At 74.7% G+C, this 4,786-nt stretch carries 3 protein-coding genes and 1 pseudogene; 2 read left to right on the top strand and 2 right to left on the bottom strand.

The window, feature by feature from the left end; genetic code table 11:
* On the top strand, positions 1 to 1,258 hold a 1,258-nt coding region (locus GTW67_RS23290; RefSeq protein ID WP_161166751.1), incomplete at its 5' end, for a GH1 family beta-glucosidase.
* 104 nt (positions 1,259 to 1,362) lie between these two features.
* Positions 1,363 to 2,418, top strand: coding sequence for a LacI family DNA-binding transcriptional regulator (locus GTW67_RS23285; protein ID WP_161166750.1), 1,056 nt, complete (start codon positions 1,363 to 1,365; stop codon positions 2,416 to 2,418).
* A gap of 63 nt (positions 2,419 to 2,481) precedes the next feature.
* Here GTW67_RS23285 and GTW67_RS23280 read toward each other — a convergent pair whose 3' ends face one another.
* On the bottom strand, positions 2,482 to 4,242 hold the full coding sequence (locus GTW67_RS23280) for a siderophore-interacting protein (protein WP_161166749.1): 1,761 nt from the start codon (positions 4,240 to 4,242) through the stop codon (positions 2,482 to 2,484).
* Positions 4,242 to 4,786 (bottom strand): annotated as a pseudogene (locus GTW67_RS23275) (ABC transporter substrate-binding protein); the annotation flags it as partial. The pseudogene GTW67_RS23275 and the gene GTW67_RS23280, both read right to left, overlap by 1 nt.

Raw genomic sequence — 4,786 nt, 5'->3', positions numbered from 1 at the left:
CGACCACTACCACCGCTACCGCGACGACGTGGCGCTGATGAAGGACCTCGGCCTCAAGGCGTACCGTTTCTCCGTCTCGTGGTCCCGGGTCCAGCCCACCGGCCGCGGACCCGCCGTCGAACGCGGCCTGGACTTCTACCGCCGCCTCACCGACGAGCTGTTGGAGGCCGGCATCACCCCCGTCGCCACCCTCTACCACTGGGACCTGCCCCAGGAGCTGGAGGACGCCGGCGGCTGGCCGCACCGCGACACCGCCGACCGCTTCGCCGAGTACGCCGGCATCATGGCCCGCGCCCTCGGCGACCGCGTCGGCGTGTGGACCACCCTCAACGAGCCCTGGTGCAGCGCCTTCCTGGGCTACGGCTCCGGCGTCCACGCCCCCGGCCGCACCGACCCGGCCGCCACCCTGCGCGCCGCCCACCACCTCAACCTGGCCCACGGCAAGGCGGTCGGCGTCCTGCGCGCGGCCCTGCCGCCGACCGCCCAGACCTCCATCACCCTCAACCTCCACCAGGTGCGGCCCCTCACCGACGCCCCCGAGGACGCGGAGGCGGCCCGCCGCATCGACGCGGTCGGCAACCGCGTCTTCACCGGCCCCCTCCTCGACGGCGCCTACCCCGAGGACCTGCTCGCCGACACCGCGCACCTCGTCGACTGGGACGAGCTGGTCCGGGACGGCGACCTCGCGGAGATCTCCCGCCCGATCGACCTGCTCGGCGTCAACTACTACTCGCCGACCGTGGTCTCCCGGCCCGCCGACGGCGCGGCCACCACGAAGAACGACGGCCACGGCGCGAGCGACCACTCCCCGTGGACCGGCTCCGAGGACGTCGCCTTCCACCTCGCCAACGACGACCTCACCGCCATGAACTGGGCCATCGACGCGAGCGGCCTGCACACCCTGCTCACCGGCCTGGCGAAGACCCACCCGGGCCTGCCGCTGATGGTCACCGAGAACGGCGCCGCCTTCGACGACTACGTCTCGCCCGAGGGCCGGGTGAACGACCCGCAGCGCATCGCCTACCTCCGCTCCCACCTGGAGGCCGTACGCCGGGCCGTCGCCGACGGCGCGGACGTCCGCGGCTACTTCCTGTGGTCCCTGCTGGACAACTTCGAGTGGTCCTACGGCTACTCGAAGCGCTTCGGCGCCGTCTACGTCGACTACGCCTCCCAGCGCCGCATCCCGAAGGCGAGCGCCCACTGGTACGCCGACGTGATCCGCCGCAACGCGCTGCCCGCCGGGGGCGGACGCGGCTGAGCCGTGACGTGCTCCCACCCGCGGGGGCGGGGCCGGACCCCGGTCGCGTCCCCGCGGGGCTGTTAGATTCCAGGCCGGACAGCTGCGAGGGAAAGGCGACGACCATGGCGGTCAACGGTGGGCGGAGCCGGGGCGCCAGGCGCCCGACCCTGGAGGAGGTCGCCGCCCGGGCCGGCGTCGGCCGCGGCACCGTCTCCCGGGTGATCAACGGCTCGCCCCGGGTCAGCGACGCGACCCGGGCCGCCGTCGAGGCGGCCGTCGCGGAACTCGGCTACGTCCCGAACACCGCCGCCCGCGCGCTCGCCGCCAACCGCACCGACGCGATCGCCCTCGTCGTCCCCGAGCCGGAGACCCGGTTCTTCGCCGAGCCCTACTTCTCGGACATGCTGCGCGGGGTCGGCGCGGAGATCACCGACACCGAGATGCAGCTGCTGCTGATCTTCGCGGGCAGCGACCGGGAGCGGCAGCGGCTCGCCCAGTACCTGGCCGCGCACCGGGTGGACGGCGTCCTGCTGGTCTCGGTGCACGCCGACGACCCGCTGCCCGACATGCTGACCCAGCTGGAGATCCCCGCGGTGATCAGCGGCCCGCGCTCCGCGACGGAGACGCTGGCGTCCGTGGACTCCGACAACTACGGCGGCGCCCGCTCGGCCGTCGAGCACCTGATGTCCCGGGGCCGCCGCCGCATCGCCCACATCACCGGCCACCTCGACGTGTACGGCGCCCAGCGGCGCGTCGACGGCTACCGCGACGCCCTGCGCGGGGGCGGGCTCGCCGGCGCGGACGAGCTGATCGAGCCGGGCGACTTCACCGAGGAGGGCGGCCGGCGCGCGATGACGGAGCTGCTGCGCCGCTGCCCTGACCTGGACGCGGTCTTCGCCGCCTCCGACGTGACGGCGGCCGGTGCCCGCCAGGCGCTGCGCGAGGCGGGCCGGCGCATCCCGGACGACGTGGCGCTGGTCGGCTACGACGACTCGGCCATCGCCCGCCACCTGGACCCGCCGCTGACCAGCGTCCGGCAGCCCATCGAGGAGATGGGCCGCGCGATGATCGACCTCCTGCTGACCGAGATCGCGACCCACCGCCCGACGGGCACCCGGGACCGAGAGCGCCACCAGGTGGTCCTGGCAACGGAACTGGTGGAACGCGCGTCGTCCTGACCCGCCCGGCCGGCCGCCGGAGCCGGCCCCGCCCCGCCTCCGCCTCCGCCGCCGGTGCCGGGCTCAGGTGCGCCGCAGGACTGTCGCCTCCGTGCCCCAGCCGAGGGGGATGACCCGGTCGACGTGCCAGCCCGTCCGTCGCGCGAGGGCCGCGATCGCGGCGGCGTCGCGCAGTGGGCTGCCGGTCGCGGCGTACGCGTGCAGGGCCGCCTCGGCCGCGTGCGGGCTCAGACCGTCGGGGCGGGAGGCCTCGATGACCACCGCCGTCGGCGCCCACGCGGCGAGCCGTGTGAGCAGCAGCGCGGCCTCCTCGTCGGTCCGGTACGCGAGGGACTTCGCGGCGACCGCGACATCGGCGGGGCCCGCCGTCCAGTCGACCCGCTCCGGCGCCGGGACCCGGTCGCGCAGCACCCCGGCGGGGATGTCGTCCTCCGCGACGCGCAGCCGCAGCCGTGACCGCAGCCCCGCGTCGTCGAGGGCGGCGGCCACGGAGGCGCTGCCCGGCCCGGTCAGCAGGCACGACCCGGCGCCCTCCCAGAGCCGGTCGGCCGTCAGACCGCCCAGCAGGAACACCAACTGCTCGCATTCCTCGACCAGTTCGGCATACCGGTCCGTGTCGTGGGCCACCGCGTCCAGCAGGGTCGCACCCGAGGCCCGCTCCCAGGGCGAGGCGCCCTCCCGGATCGCGGGGGCGAGGTGGGCGAGCGAGAGCAGCAGCTCGGCCTCCTGGCCGTCGTACTCCTCGCGCTCGTGGTCGTCGAGGAGTTCCTCGCCCGCCGCACCGAGCCGCAGCCCGTCCTCGTCACCGGCGAGCACCCCGTGCGCGGTGAGCAGGGGCAGCAGTACGCCGATCCCCGCCGCCGGCACGCCCACCCGGGCCGCGAGCTCCCCGAGCGGGACGCCCGGCGCGTCGGCGACCGCGTCGACCACGCCGAGCTGCACCGCCGCCCGTGCGGCCAGCCACGGCAGCGGCGACGGAATGTGCGCCTGCTCCGGCGCGGGAGCCTGCGGCGTGCCCGCCTCGGCGGCCTCCTCCAGGTGCCAGTACCCCGTGATGTTCAGCCGGTCCTTGGGGAGTTTGCGCTCGCGCTGGAGATAGCGGCGTACCGGCAGCAGCGCCCGGCTCTCCGCCGCCGCCCAGGCGTAGCCCTCGCCGGCCGGCAACGGCAGTGCCCGCACGGCGGCCTCCAACGCCGCCGCGTCACCGGGTTCCGCGACCACCCAGGTCGCCGTGTCGCCGTCCCGCAGGGCCAGTTCCTGGCGCGCGGACTCGTCCCCGACGGTCACCAGGACGTGCGCCGGGACGTCGAGGGGACGCTCGTCGAGGAAGCGGCCGATCGCGGGCAGCGCCGTCTCGTCCCCGACGAGCAGGATCCAGTCCAGCCCCTCCGGCAGCCGCAGCGACGACTTGGGCCCGACGAACCACAGCTCGTCGCCCACCCGCGCCGACGCGGCCCAGGCCGCCGCGGGCCCGTCACCGTGCACCACGAAGTCGAGGTCGAACTCGCCGGCCTCGGCGTCCACCCGCCGGGGCGTGTAGTCGCGGGTCAGCCGGTGCTCGGCCGGCGTCCACTCGACACCGTGCGGCAACTGCGCGGGGAGCGCCGCGCGGACGTCCCCGTCCGCGGCCAGGATCACCTTGACGTGGTCGTCGAACCCCGGCGCCGCGAAGGCGGGATGGCGGACCCCGTCCCGGGTGAACGGGCCGAGCTGGTCGCCGCCGAGGACGACGCGCCGCATCCGGGGCGTCACCTCGTGGACGCGGCGCACCGTGACCCGGCGCAGGACGAGGGGGTGCGTGGTGTACGTGCGCTGGGCGGCCATCAGGCGAACTTCTCCTCGATGATGTCGAGCAGGGCCATCGACTCGTCGTAGTCGCCGCGCAGCACCCAGTACGGCAGGTCGTAGGCGTGACCGGACTTGAAGGCCGGCAGCGCGCCGTAGACCGGGTTCTTCTTCAGGGTGGCGACGTCGGTCGTGTCCGCGTTGAAGCCCATCACGAACACGGACGGCTGGGTGAGCGTCTGCCCCGCCTTCTCCGTGGACAGCTCGAACATGTCGCCGCCCCCGCCGTACACCTTGAAGCCGCCCTTGGCGAAGACCGGCGCCGGCTCGATGCCGACCTTCTTGAACTCGGTCGGCAGACCCACGCTCTCCACCAGCCCGTAGGCGGTGCCGTCGCCCGTGACGGCCAGGAAGGACACCGGGCCGGGCGGGGGCTCGATCGCGTTCTTCACCTCGGCGATCCGCTTGTCGTACGCGGCCACGTGCTCGTCGTAGACGTTCTTCTTGCCGAACACGTCACCGGCGAGGAAGGAGAGCTGGGACCGCCAGTCCCCGAGCTTCTTGCCGACCAGCACGGTCGGGG

Source organism: Streptomyces sp. SID5910, assembly GCF_009862125.1.
GTDB lineage: Bacteria > Actinomycetota > Actinomycetes > Streptomycetales > Streptomycetaceae > Streptomyces.
Note: the sequence above shows the minus strand (reverse complement) of the source record. Positions and strands in the feature narration are given on the sequence as shown.

Bases quoted from the DNA above. Each gene is read 5' to 3' on its own strand.
- GTW67_RS23285 (WP_161166750.1), top strand. From the start codon at position 1,363: ATGGCGGTCAACGGTGGGCGGAGCCGGGGCGCCAGGCGCCCGACCCTG.
- GTW67_RS23280 (WP_161166749.1), bottom strand. From the start codon at position 4,242: ATGGCCGCCCAGCGCACGTACACCACGCACCCCCTCGTCCTGCGCCGG.